The sequence below is a fragment of the Olivibacter sp. XZL3 genome (assembly GCF_004368405.1).
Lineage (GTDB): Bacteria > Bacteroidota > Bacteroidia > Sphingobacteriales > Sphingobacteriaceae > Olivibacter.
In genome coordinates this window covers 25129-42868 of record NZ_SBJH01000013.1, presented here as the reverse complement: position 1 = coordinate 42868, position 17740 = coordinate 25129, and the positions used below count along the sequence as shown (strand labels likewise).

At 44.9% G+C, this 17740-nt stretch carries 8 protein-coding genes; 1 reads left to right on the top strand and 7 read right to left on the bottom strand.

Annotated features, from left to right (window positions below; translation table 11 throughout):
- Positions 1–394: 394 nt before the first annotated feature.
- From EPX21_RS05520 to EPX21_RS05500, 5 genes are all read right to left on the bottom strand, one after another.
- Positions 395–3790, bottom strand: coding sequence for a DUF1080 domain-containing protein (locus tag EPX21_RS05520; RefSeq protein WP_134088675.1), 3396 nt, complete (start codon positions 3788–3790; stop codon positions 395–397).
- 32 nt (positions 3791–3822) lie between these two features.
- Positions 3823–5094 carry a Gfo/Idh/MocA family oxidoreductase gene (locus tag EPX21_RS05515; RefSeq protein ID WP_134088674.1) on the bottom strand — a complete coding sequence of 424 codons (1272 nt, stop codon included), beginning with the start codon at positions 5092–5094 and terminating at the stop codon, positions 3823–3825.
- Positions 5095–5600: 506 nt separating this feature from the next.
- Entirely contained in the window at positions 5601–7265 is a 1665-nt protein-coding gene (locus EPX21_RS05510) for a RagB/SusD family nutrient uptake outer membrane protein (RefSeq protein ID WP_134088673.1), read from the bottom strand.
- A 19-nt stretch (positions 7266–7284) separates the two neighbouring features.
- On the bottom strand, positions 7285–10557 hold the full coding sequence (locus EPX21_RS05505) for a TonB-dependent receptor (protein WP_134088672.1): 3273 nt from the start codon (positions 10555–10557) through the stop codon (positions 7285–7287).
- Between the two features lie 398 nt (positions 10558–10955).
- The gene (locus tag EPX21_RS05500) at positions 10956–11180 is read right to left on the bottom strand and encodes a RagB/SusD family nutrient uptake outer membrane protein (RefSeq protein ID WP_240768527.1); all 225 of its coding nucleotides are present in this window, start codon (positions 11178–11180) and stop codon (positions 10956–10958) included.
- Between the two features lie 130 nt (positions 11181–11310).
- On the opposite strand from EPX21_RS05500, the gene EPX21_RS05495 reads away from it, so the two are divergent.
- Positions 11311–12408: a Fic family protein gene (locus EPX21_RS05495; RefSeq protein WP_134088671.1), complete on the top strand. Its 1098-nt coding sequence runs from the start codon at positions 11311–11313 to the stop codon at positions 12406–12408.
- 204 nt (positions 12409–12612) lie between these two features.
- Here the strand turns inward: EPX21_RS05495 and EPX21_RS05490 are convergent, their stop codons facing one another.
- Positions 12613–14271: a RagB/SusD family nutrient uptake outer membrane protein gene (locus EPX21_RS05490; protein ID WP_134088670.1), complete on the bottom strand. Its 1659-nt coding sequence runs from the start codon at positions 14269–14271 to the stop codon at positions 12613–12615.
- A 20-nt stretch (positions 14272–14291) separates the two neighbouring features.
- Positions 14292–17660, bottom strand: coding sequence for a TonB-dependent receptor (locus EPX21_RS05485; RefSeq protein ID WP_240768526.1), 3369 nt, complete (start codon positions 17658–17660; stop codon positions 14292–14294).
- Positions 17661–17740: the final 80 nt, after the last annotated feature.

Below are 17740 nucleotides of genomic sequence, written 5' to 3'. Positions count from 1 at the left end.
AACTCCTCTGGAGTTTCCCACATTCCAACATCTTAATCAACAACAATAAAAGTGTCTACTTTTTTTAGGACATGACAAGGTGTAGGTATTAGGGAGTAAGCAGTAGGCAATAGGACTGACAACAGGCAACTGGCAACAGGCAACTAACAACTGACAACTGACAACTGGCAACTGACAACTAACAACTAACAACTGACAACTAACAACAGGCAGCCAATAACGAACATCTAAAATGTAAAAAGCCCGAACGTTGGGAACGCCGGACTTTCTACTTTTATCCAACCTAAACCTTATTAATGAAACAAGCGGTGGAAAGATTTGTTTTTACAAGCAGCTAGGGATCATCAGCCATCGTGAAAGTGAACCGCCATCGATGGACATGAATAACGAACAACTACAACCGCTTTACCCGTATATTTTTGAAATGGACTTCAGAACCGTGTCCTAAAAAGCCCAAATGCCCTGTTTTCCGCTTAAGACCGGGATGATCACGACCGTCGAGTGTACCATTTTTCGAAGCTTCGGCAATATCACCATCTACTATAACCGTACCGTTTAACGTTACCCTAATCTTGTTTCCTTTTATATAAATTTCTTCCTCATTCCATTCACCCATCGGTTTAAGAAATCCTCTTTTCGCCGGAATGACACCATATACGGATCCATGGTATTGGTATTTCTTTAGATCTTTATAGATATCCGCATCATTATCCAATACCTGGATTTCCATGCCCTCGTAAGCAGCGTCACCCTCCATTGGGGCTCTGATTCCAATTCCATTGTTCGCACCCGGAGTTAAGCGAAAGCTGAAACGATAAATAAAATCACCGAACTGCTCTTTAGAATAGAGATTCCCGCCGGAACCTTTGCTTGGATAACAGGCCAAGGTTCCTTCTTCACTGATCGTATAAGCGTTTGTATTCCCCGTCCAACTATCTAAATTCGAACCATCAAACAACACCTGGAAGCCGGCTTCTTTTTCCTCTTTGCTTAAGTTAAAAATCTCTTTTCTGGGTATCTCCTTAATATAAACATCCCGGTAAGCCACCTCGGTGCCATGTGCCTGAAGTTCGATCTGTTCCTTAGCGAAAATGGGTTGGCTCCTATCCCAATAGTTCTCTAAGGTGACCTGATCAGTAACCAGTTGGCCGTTAAGATAAACGGTCACTTTATCGCCTTTCATGATAATACGAAAAGTATTCCATTCCCCAAGCGGATTGTCGGCCACTTTCATCGGTTTGCTTTCATTTTTTTCGTTGTTATAAAGGCCGCCAGAGCCGACCTGAGCACCTACATTTACCCTCGAGGTATCCCAAATTTGCACCTGCGGCGTTCCGCGCAAATAAATACCGGCATCGCCGTCTTTACCGATGGGACTCAACTTCCAATCAACTAACATTTCGAAATCGCCGTATTGCTTGACCGTCGCAATATTATCCCCTTTGCCGTTAAAATAAAGCACACCATCCTTTACGTACCAACCGCTGCGCATCAATTGATCTGCCTTCTCTTGGGCCAAAGACAATGCGCTCGCGCTCATCGCTGCTCGCTTAATAGGATTTTCCACAAGGCCTTTCCAACCTGTCAGGTCTTTACCATTGAAAAGGGCGACAAAGCCTTTGCCCTTTGGCAATTCGTTTATATGTTTAATCAAGGCTTGCTTCAGGTAATCGCTGTCCTGTCCACTTAATGCATCCACCGTTTTATTTAAGATCTCGCTCACCTCCTCACCATAAAGACCAGTATTCGATAAGGCGATATTCAAGACAGCCATGGCTGCAGCAGATTTCAATTCAGGATCATCTAAATACTTCCCGGCAAAAATGAGTGCATTATAAGTAAAGTTGTCGCTCAAAGCGGCCAGTATCGCTCGCTTTTGTTGAACACTTTGCGCTACGCCCATTGCATCCCTTAAAAGCAATACCTTTTGTTCTGCCGGAAAATCGCTTTGCGCTGTCAGCCGTACAATACCGTTTATCACTTGGTTTAATTGTTTTGAATCGTTGACGGTACGACTCAGCTTCACTAGCTCGGGTAAAGCGCCGCTATCGTTCCAATTAGCCAGTGCCTGAATCGCCGCCGCTTTCAGTGTCGGGTCGTTTCCGCCCAGCACCTCCACCACAGGCTCCAACGCTTTGCCCTGGCCTATACCGGAAAAAACGTTTAAATAAAGTGCTTTTTGATTCGCATCCGCTGCCTGATAACTTGCCAATAAGGCCTGTATATCCTGTTCTTTTTGCTGGCTCCCCTGAACGGCAGCAACCATCGCCTCCTGCACCGACTGTGTCTCTTTTTCGCTTGTCGCCGTTGCCAATAAAGACGTTAAAGTGGCCAGATTTTCCGATTTAGCGATCGCAGGTAGTGTACTATAAGCGGCGTCTTTTACGGCAGTATCTGAACTTTTCAATAAATTGGTAACCGAGGGGAAGGCGTCGTTAGCGCCTCTATTCGCTAATACCTGTAGTATGGTGACTTGCTCCATCGGGCCTGCTGTTTCTAAAGAGGCAACTAACTTGTTGGTCAAACCATCCCCCTTCATTGTAAAAAAAGCTTCCTTAATCGCTGCTCTCTCTTGATCGCTCGCTTCAGCGAGCAGCTTCAATAATTCGGAAGTTCCTTCTGTACCTTTCAGCTTACCATAGGCTTTGATAGCCGTTACTTTCACTAAGGTATCATCGCTTCTCAGAGCTTTTTCAACAAAGGGAAGTGCACTATCATCTTTCGTATCAGACAGCGCTTTCAAGATGGCGGCCTGTGCTTCGGGTTGTGCCTTTTTTATCGCTTTGCCCCACTTGCCTATAGAAGCATTTGTTAGATAAGGTTGTGCCAATTTTAAAGCGGCTATGCTGTAGGTTTTATCCTTCGCTCCGGCAGCCTTTACTAAATCCGGCACGTATTCCTCCCCATAGATATGCGTTAAAATATTGAGTCCTGCAATCCGGGTAGGCGTATGTTCATCATCTGCCTTTAACAAGGTTTTGGCGACTTTCTCCGCCAATTCTTTATTCCCTTTTAGCAGCAAATTGTTTGCATAGTTAATATAGGAAGCGGTTGCTTTCGATTCGTCGTAACCAAAGTTGACTTGCTCAGCTGCAGCCTTCAACACTTCCTCCGAAGACGGATCGGCCAATTTAGCAAGGGCATACAATGCGGTTTTTCGTACCGTCAACTCTTCCGCTGTAGCAAAAGGGACGATCGCCGCCGCTCCCGGCACATAATCTACGTCTCCAATGGCTTCTAGTATATAGGTTATATTTCTGCCTTTAGCAGCAGGCAATGCCGTAGTAAGTGCTTTCCCTGCCGCATCCGTACGGATCCTTGCCAAGGTACGTGCCGCACGATCGCCCAGATATTCATCCTGCAAATAGGTAGCAACGGTCGAAACGGCATCGTCTTTTCCTGCGTTCGTGAGCAGATTGAGAACAAATCCTTTATTATTTTTGTCCTGCATTTTTCCCAAAGCATCCAAGGCACCTTGAACAAATTTGGCGCGCATGGCTTCTTTTCCATTTTGCATCACAAAATAGGAATAGCTGTTTGTAGCGTATTCGACTCTGGCATTATCGCCTCCCTGCGGCTTTAGCTGTAAAAGTAAGGCACTGATATCATCCGCAGTAAAATTATCTAATTGCTCCATAGCCGCGTCGAGCTTGTCGCCATTTTGCGCGGGCTGTGTCGCTAATAAATCGGCAATTTTGGTAGTGGTGGTACGCTGCTGATCCTGCTGAGCAAAGGCCGGCGGATGAGCCAGCATAAAAGCAACAACAGAGACATATAGGTAATTCTTCATATTGGTTTTATAGTTCGTGATAAGTTTATTATTTAGATAGTCCATGGTCCGCGCATTGGCTGATCAATTAAACGATTAGCTGCTTCGTCATTGACAAACAACTGCTTTTCCGGATCAAATTTCAACGATCTACCTAACCTAACCGACGCCAAACCCATATTAACCAATGTACAGGAGCGGTAACCATTGTCTTCGTTTAAGGCAAATTTCTGCCTTTTTTTCACCGCTTCCACGAAATCCGTCACTTGTTCTTCCGGTTCGGGGAACGTTGCGAGTTTACGTTCCATGTCTGCAATGTCGGATCTAAAACCCGGATACAATTTGCCGTTAGGCCCATCTATATAAGGGACGTCTTTGTCTTTTCCTTCACCATCTAAAATAATTTTACAGCCGTCGGCATAGGTATATTCAATCCGGCGCCAAGTGCCGACCGCATCGCTATGTTGCTGCGGTGCATCTACTTCAACCGATACCGGACTTTCGTTATCTTTACCCAAAAAGTATTGGATAGGATCTAAATAATGCTGTCCCATATCGCCTAATCCGCCGCCATCATAATCCCAATAACCGCGAAATGTCTGATGTACCCGATGCGCGTTGTAGGGTCTATATTGCGCAGGGCCCAACCACATATCGTAATTGAGCTCAGCCGGAACCTGTTCCGGAGCCAAGTTCTCTTTTCCTACCCAATAGAATTTCCAATCAAAACCCGTATGCCGGCTAACGGTTACTTTTAAGGGCCAACCTAACATACCCGAATCCACTAATTTTTTTATCTTTTTAACGGGTACGCCCATGCCATAGAAATTGTCTTTAAATCTAAACCAAGTGTTTAGCCTAAAGATTCTCCCATGTTGTTGTACGGCTTCTTTTACGCGTTTGCCCTCCCCTATGGTTCGTGTCATCGGCTTTTCGCACCATATATCTTTTCCGGCACGCGCGGCCTCGGCAGCCATGATACCATGCCAGTGTGGCGGCGTGGCAATATGAACAATGTCTACCTCCGGAAGCTGAATGAGCTCTCGGAAATCGGAGAGCTGCTTAACGCCGCTGTCATTTAGTTGTTTCATGGCAATTGCCAAATGCCGGGTGTCTACATCACAAATGGCGACCGTCTTGGTCCCTGCATATGAAAAATGCCCACGTCCCATGGCACCTACACCGATAATCCCTTTTGTCAAGTGGTCGCTCGGTGCCAGATACCCTTGCCCGCCCAGCACAAAGCGTGGGACAATACTAAATGCTGCTGCTGCCAAGGCAGATTTCTTGATAAAATCCCTTCTGGAGGTACTTTTTTCTTTCATTGTGTTTAATTTGGTTTTGGAACCTGCTTCCAACATGAAGCGAATTCCTTTAGATTTATTGTTTCAGTATTGACTATTGCCTTACTAATAAGCTTACTTACCTCATTTATTTAAGCGCATGGAATTGACTATCACTTTAGCAAAGACGTAAAAATCCTAGCTCATTGCATAAAGCGACCTTCTTATCCTATCCGCTTAAAAAATAAAAGGCAGAAGGTTCATCATAAATCATTGACGGATTGTGCTCATAGCATATCGCCGATTAACGTACAACCTTCGAAATGGCTGTTAATTTAATAATAAAATAGTACGATTTCCAATTTTATTCAACACGCAACCGTTTGCGCGATCTGAAATTGTTTTCAGAGGCGTCCTGTAAAGTCGGCCGATGCAATTTAGCATCTTCCGATCTAAAATAAAACAGGGGTGTCTAAAAGCGCCAGCGTCATTTCTCCATTTCATTGCGGTCGAACGACGACTTTTAGACACCCCCTTGCGATCGAATATTATTGATTTTGTTTTAGCACATCCGCGCCCATTATATCGATCTGGGCCTGGGGAATCGGAAAATATTCGTTTTTACCAGCCGTAAAGCTGGCCCCTTGAAGATAAGTCCGCTTTGTCATCTCTTGCGCCAAATACGTATTCAAAGTTTCTGCAGCAACATTCCAACGTACTAAATCGAAAAAACGATGCCCTTCTAAGGCTAGCTCGAGTCGCCTCTCAAATCGAACCGCCTTTCGAGCATAATCCTGACTTGGAAATGAAGGGTACTCCTGGATCACATAAGTCGCGGCCGGTGTACCGTCGTCATTAGTAACCACATCGTTTGCTGCTCTCCGCCTTATTTGATTCACTAAGTTCAGTGCGCCGGTTAAATCACCGTCTTCCACAGCAATTTCGGCTCGCATCAGTAAAATATCGGCATACCGCAATGCCCGATAATTATTTGAATTGGCCCGCGGCGATTCTGCTCCGGCATTATCACCATCCGCTGCAAAGAACTTTTTAAAAGTATAAGGTCCTGCAAAACTTTGATCGCGTATCCAGTTCCTACCGGGATGAATGCCCCAGTTAAGAAAAGGGATACCACGTCTGCCAACGGTCCAATCTAACCGAGGATCTAAATTTCCCGTATAGGGCTCAAAGGCGTCGGAAGATGCCAAACCTTCGTCATTCTTTACATCTACATCATTAAAACTATCAAGTAAGGGCAATCCGTTTTCATCGGTCTTAAAGGCATTTACCAAATTCTGGGAAGGCTGAAAAAAGCCGCAGCAACCGCCCGGCCCCGAGCCATATGGAAAATTGAGGTTATCTCCCCAAAATCCATTTTCTCCGTTCCCCCCGTCACCCACCGACATCTGCACTTCCAAGATAGACTCCGCATTATTCTCGGTAGCAACTCTAAAATTGTCATGAAAGTTATTTACCAACACAAAAGGACCATTGTTGATGATATCATCAAGTAAAGGCCTTGCAGCTTCATAATCATTTTGGAACATGTGTACTTTCGCCAATACGGCTTTTGCTGTCCACTGACTTGCTCTTCCCACGTCGGCCTTTGTCTGAGATAAATTATCTACAGCAAACTGCAAATCTGCCTCAATCATAGGCCATATATCCACATCATTCGGTAAATTGAAAAAGTCGGTCACATTTTCGTCTACATAAGGCACCATATTCCACATTTTCTTAGCTTCAAAATGATACCAAGCGCGCAAAAAACGGGCTTCCGCAACGGCTTGCGCAACTTCAGCCTCCGTCATATCGCTGGCGTTATTAATTAATTTTAAGGCATCATTGCTACGCGAAACGCCATCGTAAACGGTAATCCATTTTTCGTTAAAAGCCGCAATGTCTGGTTGGCTGACATAGCGTTCAATCGTTGTTATCTGCGCCTGATCGCCCACATCACTTCCTTTGTAAGCATCGTCCGAGGCTACCGAGCCGTAAATCCAATTACTGGCCGAGGACGTGAACGTATAGCCCGAGCCGACCCCGTCTAATAAACTATAGGCGCCAATTAGAACGGCATCAACGCCCGCTTTCGTCGCTAGCAGCTCTTCATCCGCTAAACCCAACGGCTTCTTTTCCAAAAAACTCTCACCACACCCTTGAACAATAAAAAGGGTTAGTAACGCATATATTGACAAATTTAATCGCTTCATAATTCGCTCTTTTATTTTTCTAGAATCCAACATTTATTCCCAATTGATACATTTTCGACAAAGGATAATTTCCTTGATCAACCCCCAAGGTTGTAGTTCCCGGCGTAGAGCCTACTGATGTGATTTCAGGGTCGATGCCGGAATAGTCTGTAATGGTAAATAGGTTTTGACCCTGCACATAAACCCGGGCACTTTGCAGCCCCAATTTCTGTAAAACGTTCGCGGGTAATGTGTAACCAATGGTCAGATTCTTTAGTCGGAAATACGATCCGTTTTCAATAAAATAGGATGAAGGTTGCTGACTCCGACTGTCGTTAGCGTCCAAAATGGGCAATACCGCATCCGGGTTTTCGGGCGTCCACGAATCGTTCAACATTCGTAAACTTCTATTCCCGGCTTGGTTATTGAAATCGATCCATCGTTTTACCATATTTAAAATTTCGTTTCCCTGTACGCCCTGAAAGAAAGCCGAGAGATCAAAATTTTTATAACCGAGATTAATATTCAGTCCGTAAGTAAAATCTGGATGCGGACTTCCGATAAAGGTGCGGTCGTTATCCGTAATTACATTATCGCCATCTAAGTCGCGATACCTGTATTTCCCTACAGCAGCATAGCCTGGATAAGCCGGTCCGTCGGCTACATCCTGCTCATTCTGATAGATCCCATCGACAACATGCCCATAAAAAGAATACAGCGGTTGCCCGGTTGTCGACCGCGTCCAAACATAGCTACGGATATTCGGCCCCAAAAGGATCGCTGATTCATTATCGTTTAACTTGGTTACTTCGTTTTTATACGCCGAAATATTAGCACTGATTCCGTATGAAAAGTCCTTTCCCGTGGTATTCTGGAAATTAACAGCGAAGTCGATTCCCTTGTTGTTCATTTCACCAACATTGACGAAAGGTACCGTAGCAGTGCCTTGCGTGGCAGGCAAAGCAAGCTGATAAAGCATATCGGAGGTCGTCCTGTTGTACAAATCGAGGTTGAACCCAAGCATCCCCTTCAAAATGGTCATATCCAAACCTATATTCGTTTGCGTGGTTGTTTCCCATTTAGCATCTGGATTTCCAAAAGCACCCGTATCAAATCCCGGTTTAACGGAGTTGTTAGATCCGTCGATGGCATACGAGGACTGATTCAATGTCGAACGATAGGTATTGAAGCCGTTATAGTTGCCGATCTCCTGATTACCGGTTTGCCCCCACCCTGCGCGTATCATTAAGTTATCGAGCCATTCTTGGCCGGACATAAAGCTTTCTTGAGAGATTCGCCAACCACCGCTGAACGCCGGAAATGTTCCGTAACGGTTGTTGCTTCCAAATCTACTCGAACCATCTCTTCTAACAGTTGCTTCTAACAAATACTTATCCTTAAGACTATAATTCACCCTACCAAAAATGGAGAACAGAGCCCATTCATATCGACTGCCGCTGTTGTTGATCCCGGCCGTGCCCGAGTTTAGATCCATAAAATCGGGATCTTCGGAAAAGTAAGTTGTCCGAATAGCAGAGAAGTCTTCGCCAAAGCCTTTTATTGCCTCCGTACCGGCCAGTACATTCAAACTATGGATTTCGTTAAAAACCTTTTTATAGTTTAACGTATTCGTCCAAGTTAAGTTAATATCATTGAGATTGGCCTTCGTCATGGAATTAGCCGCCTCTATCTCGGCTTCTTCCCTGTCCATCAACACATAATTCACACGATTGGTATTGGTATAGTCGAAGCCCACACTCGTACGTCCCGTAAGCCCCTCAATGATGTCCACCTCTGCGAAAACATTTCCAAAGGCCCTCAAGGTCTTGGCCTGATTGTCTTTCGTACGATACAACTGGGCAACCGGATTGGTGGCAGGTCCTAAACCAGCCGCTCTGGTAGCTGCGAAATTGCCCATGATATCATAAACAGGAATGATCGAAGGGATTCTATAACCATTTCCGATGGGGTTACCATCCTGATTATTGGTCGTACTGGCTGTTCCATTGTTATAATAATAGCCTTTGTTCTGTGTATAGCTGACCTCTAGATTTTCACCCAAACGGATGATCTTCTTAATGTTAAATTCGGTATTTGAACGAAGTGAATAGCGGTCGAAAGAAGTATGTTCTAATACCCCTTCTTGATTCAGGTAATTGAGCGACAAAGCATAGCGTCCCTTATCAGAGCCTCCCGTCGCTCCCAAATTGTACTCTTGTACAATTGCGGGTCTCAAAATTTCCTGATGCCAATCGGTGCCTTCTTTATTTGCACGGACAATCTGATAAAAATTATCGGCATTATAACTATATAAAGACGGATCTACGCGGGGATCTCCTTCAAACAGGCCGTAGCTCGAGCCAGCCAGAATATAATCGGGAACAACCGGGTTGGGGCCGTTACCGTACTGTTGATGGGAGGGGTTGCCATTCGTTAAAATACCGGCATTTCTACGCTGTGTCCAAAGGAGCTGCCCAAATTGCAGCGGGTCTTGAATCAGCCCGAGATCAATATGGCCGGTTTGTACCCCTACGCGCGTGTCAAATGTTATTCGGGAGTCGCCAGCACTTCCTTTTTTTGTCGTAATAATGATAACGCCGTTAGCCGCCCGCGACCCATAGATAGAGGTGGAAGACGCATCCTTCAGTACCTGCATGGATTCGATATTGTTTGGATTAATACTGTTTAATCCACCCTTTGTAGGAACACCATCAATAATGTAAAGTGGATCATTGTTATTAATAGTACTGAAACCACGCACCCGAACCGTCGCCTCTCCCCCGGGTGTGTTGTTGCTTGTCACGGTAACACCGGCTGCTCTTCCCTGTAGCTGCTGCGCTACATTGGGCGCCTGCACCTTCGTTAATTCCTTGACATCTACCACCGAAACGGCCCCCGTGATGTCTTTTTTGACCTGCGTGGAATAGCCCGTCAATACCACCTCTTCCAAGGTGTTTAAATCTTGGTTGAGAGTGACGTTCAAGGTAGTTTGGTTAGCTATGGTCAGCTCCCGCGCCTGATAACCCACCGAGGTAAAGACCAGCACGTCGCCTTCTTTGACCTGCAACGCGAAAGCGCCATTAGCATCCGTGGCGGTCGCCTTACTACTGCCTTTAACACGGACACTAACGCCGGGAATAGGGTTGGGAGGTTCTGCATTATCGTTTACGATTCCTTTAACCGTAAAGTCCTGCAGCCGAGCTTGATGAGCATTGCCTGCAACAGCGAAGGAAGCGTTTACGATAAAAAAAAGAAAAAAGATACCTAAAAGATTCCGCCTATAGATGTGGGGGCTTGATTGTGTTTTGTTCATTGGGTTGTAGCTTATAAGTGATAAAATCTTTGAATTGAGTTTTAGTACCGACGATTTATTGCTTATTTCACCTCCTTTCTTTACGTTTCAAAATCATGTATCTCGTAACAAATACGATCCAAACGCGCTTAAACCAGGTAGACAAAGGCACAACCGACCACTGGGAACAAAAAAATTTATTCCTTCAGCCTTTATCTTAAAAAATCACTGTTGAACAATAATGAAGTCTCCTGGCAAGACCTTAATTACTGCGATCCCGCAGCTAATACCAGGTAGAATTGGTTATATCGGTAGGGTCCGACAAAAACAAATATAAGGATTTTATCGACTTATGCAAGTGAACGATTTCGAAATCAAACAGGTCGGAACGTCTAAAGTTCTTCCGACCTGTTTGGTAATTACCAACCCGGGTTTTGGCCCAAATTGGGGTTCCGATCTAGCTGTGGTTGTGGAACCGGCCACAGATAGTTCTTTGGATCTTCAAAGCGCCTGTTCCATTCGCTGACTTGCTCCATACGGGCTTCTGCATAGTTGAGTAAGACTTCCGCATAACGGATTAAATGGATATCATTGTCGTCGCGGTTATACATATACAGATAAACAAATCCCACACTCCTTAACACAATGAGGGATTTTTATTTATTTGGACGATTGATTTTAACGGGTAATTTTTACCCTCAAAATAAAACGAGAGTAATTTTTTAGTATTTTTACATCTGTTCAAAATACGCAAGTAAGATTTACTCTTGAAGAATGAAAAGATTTGACCCCAAAATACCATACAATGATCTGCCACCATTACCGCCAAATGCAGACATTGAAACCAAAAGAATTTTGAAAAAAACAATTTCTGCGGGGCGTGCTTTGGCTCAACTGAACGGAACGCTACTGAATCTGCCCAACCCAACTTTATTTCTTGACACCATATATCTCCAGGAAGCGAAGGCGAGTTCGGAGGTCGAAAATATCATCACAACAAATGACGAGCTTTATCAATCATTTGTAGCAGAAAAGAAAGTTGAAAAAACAGCTACAAAAGAAGTGCTGGCCTACAAAGAAGCGCTATGGCTTGGATTGGAAGAGCTGAAGAGCAAACCGTTCATAACAACCAATCTATGTGTCAAAATTGTCCAGTGCATCAAAAACAACAGTGCATCGATCCGAGTAACTCCGGGAACAACGTTGGCAAATAATCTGGGCGAAGTGATATATACGCCTCCAAGTGGAGAGGATATTATTAGAAAGAAGCTGTCCAATCTTGAAAAATTCATCAATGAAGACAACGGATTGGACCCGCTTATAAAAATAGCATTGTTGCACTATCAGTTTGAGGCTATCCACCCGTTTGTTGATGGTAACGGCAGGACGGGGCGGATTTTGCTGTTGCTGTACTTAAAGGCGTCGGGACTATTGGAGATTCCTGCCATCTATTTGAGTGAATACATTATCCGCCATAAAAACGAATATTACCAAAAGCTTCGTGGCGTAACGGAAAAAGAAAACTGGGAAGATTTCATCCTTTATATGCTGGATATGGTAGAGCAGACTTCGCTGAAAGGATTGGAACGCCTTCACCTCATTACAGAAGCAATGGAAGAAATGACCCACGAAATCAAAAACGAACTACCCAAAATTTACTCTAAGGACCTCGTGGAAATTTTGTTCAGGCTTCCATACACCAAACGGCAGAACCTTATCGATGAAAACGTAGGAAATGCCAAGACGGTAGGTAACTACTTAATAGCTCTGGAAGAAAAAGGCATACTCCATTCCATTAAAGTCGGCAAAGAAAAACTTTATATAAACCATAAACTGCTGAAGATACTTGAAAACAAGCAAAGTGAGATCTAAACATTATTTTTAATCACTGTTGCCGGAAAAAATAAAAAGGAGCAGTAGAAATTAATCAGACTGCTCCTGATATCCCACAGAAGTAAAAACCAGCACATTACCTTTTTTTACTTCCAATGTGAAAGCGCCGTTCAATTATGCAAATGAACGATTTCGAAATCAAACAGGTCGGAATGTCTAAAGTTCTTCCGACCTGTTTGGTAATTACCAACCCGGGTTTTGGCCCAAATTGGGGTTCCGATCTAGCTGTGGTTGTGGAACCGGCCACAGATAGTTCTTTGGATCTTCAAAGCGTCTGTTCCATTGGGCTTGTAAATAACCGTCTGGACCAATACGGAAAGTTGACCCTTCGAGCTCAGGAAACCAGGAGGCTTTCACCCCTTCAATAGGCTGCGCCAATTTCTCGCCCTCTCTCCAACGACGTACATCAAAATAACGTTGCCCTTCTAATACGAGCTCTATTCTACGTTCTCGACGAATCTCGGTGCGTACATCCATGTGATGTTGCGCCAAAAAATTCAAGTTCATGGGCACCATCCCGACCCGCTGACGTAAGAGATTGATGGAGATGTCCAGATCATCTTGCGTCAATTTGCCCTGTTCCATACGCGCCTCGGCATAGGTGAGTAAGACTTCGGCATAACGGATCAAATGGATATCATTGTCGTCGCGGTTATAGGTGGGCACCGCACCCGGATCTACATACTTTTTATAGTAGTATCCTGTTGTAGTAACACTTCCCCTGCCATCCTGACTAAATTTGGGCCGCACGAATATAGAGGGGTCTGGGTTTTCACTTACAGGCCGACCATCGTAATTACCGCCCCACTGGTCGCCCGGTACCACTACTGTCTGCGTCAACCGCGGATCCCGGTTCTTAAAGACATCCTCATAAGAGGCATCGCTGTATAAAGGCGACTGGTCAATGGGTAAACCATCCGCGCATAGATAGGAATCAATTAAAGACTTCGTCGGCACAAAACGGGCAAACTGGTCTGGCACTTGGATTTCCCGACTTAAGTTGTGCATAATGATGTCGATTTTATGCAATCTTGCCAGGATCGTTTCCTGATTTCGTCCATTGGCCAACTTCCCTGCATCAGTAAAAAGTTCCCAGTAACTGGTTTCAGGATTACCATTGGAATACAAGCGATAAATGCCCATGTCCATCACTTCTTTTGCCGCCTGCTCGGCCACATCATAGCGCTTTTCTGCTAAGGCAATCCGAGCCTTCAAAGCCAGCGCGGCGCCCTTGTTGATACGCCCCAGATTTTCGCCGGTCGGGATACTTGCCGGAAGTTGATCGACGGCTAAATCGAGTTCCGACAGCATGAAATCGACCACCTCCTCTCGGGGATTTCGCGGGCCATAAACCTGTTCATCATCCGGCTCAAGTGGCACCGTGACCAAAGGAACATCGCCGTAAAAGGATACCAGGAAACTATAAGCCAGGACCCTGAGTACCCGTACTTCGGCGGCCAATCTTTCCTTTGCGCCCGGCTCATTCTCTGTGGCGGTGTGATAATTGGCCAAGAAGGTATTACATTCCCGAACATCGCGGTACATATTACGCCATTCGCCATCCACCGTAGGCTGCGTCACAGGAAATACGCCAGAACCGATATCTTTGTATTGGTTTGTAGTCGGCCACATGGTATTTTCCCCCATGTTTTCCATATCTACGGTATTCTTTGCTTTGACGCGCGAATAGATAGCTGTTGCCGCCATTTCCAATTGCTCCTGGTTTTTCCAGAAAGTTTCGTCAGCAATCGCATCCAATGGAACGCGATCCAGGTAATCTTTACAAGCAGAAAGAATAAATAAGGAGCTTGTTATCAGTATAAAAAAAGTTCTTCTTCTCATGGTAATTAATTTGCTCGTATCTATTTAAATGTAACCTGTAGACCCAAAGCAAAGGTCTTCATCTGCGGATAGTAATTCGCTCCCTGCCCTATTGGCGATTCAGGGTCATAACCGCGAAAGAAATCAGTAAATGTCAGTAGGTTTTCTGCTGATGCATAAATTCGCAGATTACTTGCCCGAAATTTATCCGTTAAACGTGCAGGAAAGGTATAGCCCAATTGCACATTCTTCAACCGTAAATAAGCCGCATTTTCTACCCAGTAAGAGGATAATCTCGTATTATGGGTCCGCATGTAAACGAAACGCGGATAAGACGCGTCGGTATTTTCGGGTGTCCAACGGTCTAAATGTATATCTTGTGGCATCGCACTATTGTTAATAAAGGGATGCCTTGCGGATCCGGTCAACCAACCATCGGCCTTGCCTACCCCTTGAATAAAGAAGTTGAAGTCTATACCCTTCCATCCTAAATCCCCTCGGATACCATATGTATACCGCGGTATATCGCTTCCCAACACATGCCTATCTTTTCCGACGGTAATCTCGGTATCATCCGGATTTGCTGGTCGATAAATCAAATCACCAGGTGCAACGAGGTCACCGCTTTGATAAGGGAATCGCGGCACGTACTCCCCGTCTATTAGATCGAAGTCACTCACTTGGGCAATCCCTTCTGCGATAAAGCCGTATAAGGCGTCAATCGGATAACCTTCTAGACGAACCCGATCGCTTAAATTAGTTGCAAAATTTTCCAGTTTGGTGATCTTATTCCGAACGTCAGAAAGATTGGCACCTATACCATATCGAAAATCACCCACTTTGTCCTGCCACGCCACGTTGATTTCCCACCCTTTGTTCTGCACAGAACCCGAATTTTGAGGTGGATAACCCGTTCCGACACCGATCACATCCGGCAAAGGCGGTGTTAAAAGGATGTCCTTTGTGGTATTAATGTAGTAGTCTGCGGTCAGCGCCAAGCGGTCGTTCAGAAAACTCAGGTCCATCCCCACATTGAACTTTTCTCCTTTTTCCCAAGTTAAACCCGTATTGGGTATTAAGGTCTGCCGAAATCCTACCTGAGGCACATCTCCTATCGGATTATTTACCCCAATCTGCGCGGGTTCCAAGATCGCTTGATAAGCATAATAAATAGGTATCGGATTGTTAGGATCGAGGGTATTTACAACTCTATCATTTCCCTGGGTTCCGTAAGATGCCCTCAGCTTGGCGGAAGGGATGACCGCCTTAAGTCCCTGAAAAAAATCTTCTTCTGACAACACCCAGCCTAAAGACGCAGAGCCGAACCAGCTCCACCGCACATCAGGCGCGAAACGGGAAGAACCATCGTATCTAAAGTTAGCTTCCGCCAGGTACTTGTTATTGTAGGCATAGTTAACCCGACCGAAGAAAGATTGTAAGGCGAACTGCCTACCATTGCTGTTGTTCTGTGGATTTTCCGTACCTAAATTTAGAGAAGGGACGTCCTCCGAGGGTAGGTTTTGGCGTGTAGCGCTGAATTCTGAAGCGATATCTTCTTCCTGCGATATCCCTAATAAACCAGACAAGGCATGTTTATCGTTGAAGGTTTTTTGATAGTTGAGCGTTCCTATAAAGGTCTGATACAAGCCGGTATAATCAGTCGCTCCAATTCGATTCGGCGCGTTAGTCTGATAAATCAACTGGTTATCATCCGGACTGTAATAATTAATGGTTTTATCCAGCACAGTACGTTTGGAGTTATAACGTACCAAGCCATACTGCCCTTTAATATCCAAACCTTCCACAATGTTTAAGGTGGCGCCGATATTTGCGGTTACTTCCTGCGAGCCGAATTCGTTGAAGCCACCATCCTGCGCAATGGCTACCGGATTGCTTTGTCCGCCATGATAGCCCCAGCTCCCGTTCGTAAACCTTACCGGAACCAAAGGACGGATACTCGTAGCCGCAGAAAGGAGATCTCTTCCACCATTACCGCCGGAATTGCTGTTCACATCTCTATCAACATAGCCCACGATCGCATCGACCTTCAGTCGGTCTATCAAGGTGGTGTTCAGGCGCATACGTAAATTGTGGCGGCCGGCTTTGAAATTATCCCCAACAACGAGCCCGCCTTCACTCAAATAACCATAGGATAAATAATAGTTCATGTTGTTAGCCCCACCATTGATGTTGAGGTTATAACCCTGTTGAGGCGCATGATCCTTGTATACTTCCTTTATCCAGTCGGTATTAGCAAAATAATTCGGGTCTGAGCCATTCCGGGCGATTTCGATTTGCTCTTCCGTATAAACCGGTGTTTGTCCGGCATTAATTGAAGCCTCATTTTGAAGCGTCATAAAATCCGGAGACCCCAAAAATTTAGGCAAAGCCGTCGGCCTTTGCTGGGCATAGTAACTATTTAAAGTAATCGTTGGCTGGTCGCCCTTCTTTCCTTGTTTCGTTGTCACCAAAATAACACCATTGGCGCCCCTTACACCATAGATGGAAGAAGATGCAGCATCCTTTAATACGGAAATGCTTTCAACATCGTCGGGATTCAGGATATTTAAATCGCCACCGGGAATTCCATCAATGACTACCAATGGAGTAGCATCTCCCCAAGTACCTACACCGCGAATTCTAATGGATGGCGCATTGCCCCCCGGAACGTTATTGGTACTTCTAACGGTAACTCCCGGCATCAGGCCTTGTAAACCTCTTCCTAAATTGGTTATCGGCCGGGATGCCAACTCTTTTGGACTAACGGTACTCACAGCGCCGGTCAGATTAATCTTCTTTTGCGTACCATAACCGACAACAACCACTTCCTCAAGTGATGCGACATCTTCTTCCAAAAAGACATTGAAATTCGCGTCACTACCCTGTATTCTCCGTTCAACCGTTTCATAACCCATAGACGAAAAAACCAGCACATCGCCGGATTTAACTGATAGAGAAAAATTTCCCTGCCCATCTGTTGTGGTACCTCCCTGGCGATGTTTGTTCCGAACATAAACGCCGATTAACGGATTTGCGGGTTCTTGCGTATCAAAAACACGTCCGTTGACGGTAAAAACGGAATCCTGTCTGGACTTTGCTCTCAGTGGCACGACCGCTTGCTCATAAATTTTGATTTGATTGCCCGATACCGAATAAGCTAAATTCGACCCTTTGAGCACCTGATCCAAGGCCTGTAATACGTCTTTATCGGCGGCTTGGATATTAACTCTTTTGCCTTTAACAGTTTTATCGTTGTAGAAGACAGCATACTTTGTTTGGGCTTGAATTTCTTTAAAAAAATTGCTTAACTCACCGTTTTCAATCTTAACGCTGATTTTACCTTGGGAGTACGACTTTGCATGCACTACCATGACGTTAATGCAGACTAAAAATGCAGCCAATTTTAACATTCGAAAAGTTTTTGTAATAAAGTTCACCTGCATGGATGGTGATTGGCAGGTATAAAAAAATTTCATACTTTAGTAGATCA

Bases quoted from the DNA above. Each gene is read 5' to 3' on its own strand.
- EPX21_RS05485 (WP_240768526.1), bottom strand. From the start codon at position 17,660: ATGTTAAAATTGGCTGCATTTTTAGTCTGCATTAACGTCATGGTAGTG.
- EPX21_RS05510 (WP_134088673.1), bottom strand. From the start codon at position 7,265: ATGAAGCGATTAAATTTGTCAATATATGCGTTACTAACCCTTTTTATT.
- EPX21_RS05495 (WP_134088671.1), top strand. From the start codon at position 11,311: ATGAAAAGATTTGACCCCAAAATACCATACAATGATCTGCCACCATTA.
- EPX21_RS05515 (WP_134088674.1), bottom strand. From the start codon at position 5,094: ATGAAAGAAAAAAGTACCTCCAGAAGGGATTTTATCAAGAAATCTGCC.
- EPX21_RS05490 (WP_134088670.1), bottom strand. From the start codon at position 14,271: ATGAGAAGAAGAACTTTTTTTATACTGATAACAAGCTCCTTATTTATT.
- EPX21_RS05520 (WP_134088675.1), bottom strand. From the start codon at position 3,790: ATGAAGAATTACCTATATGTCTCTGTTGTTGCTTTTATGCTGGCTCAT.
- EPX21_RS05505 (WP_134088672.1), bottom strand. From the start codon at position 10,557: ATGAACAAAACACAATCAAGCCCCCACATCTATAGGCGGAATCTTTTA.